The 217-nt window shown below is 39.2% G+C and carries 1 pseudogene; it reads right to left on the bottom strand.

Annotated elements, in window-relative coordinates:
* A pseudogene (locus CWC11_RS22115) lies at positions 1–217 on the bottom strand (peptidase M14); the annotation flags it as partial.

The following is a 217-nucleotide window of genomic DNA, read 5'->3' as shown; positions in this document are numbered from 1 at the left end:
AAGGGAGAGCTTGCAAAACTATACTGAGTGATCACCGCTTGCTGTAAGCCTACTATCTCGTCATGTGAAGTGACTTTTTCTACTAATACTCCATGTAACTTTAATTTTTCCACAATATGCGGATAAGCTGGCGGTATATAAAATGCATTTGGCACTGTCACAGTTTTAGCCACATCTTTTTGCCAATAAATAGGCAGCTTGTCATAGAACTCAGGTT

The sequence above is a fragment of the Pseudoalteromonas sp. S3178 genome (assembly GCF_005886985.1).
GTDB classification, from domain to species: Bacteria; Pseudomonadota; Gammaproteobacteria; order Enterobacterales; family Alteromonadaceae; genus Pseudoalteromonas; species Pseudoalteromonas carrageenovora.
Note: the sequence above shows the minus strand (reverse complement) of the source record. Positions and strands in the feature narration are given on the sequence as shown.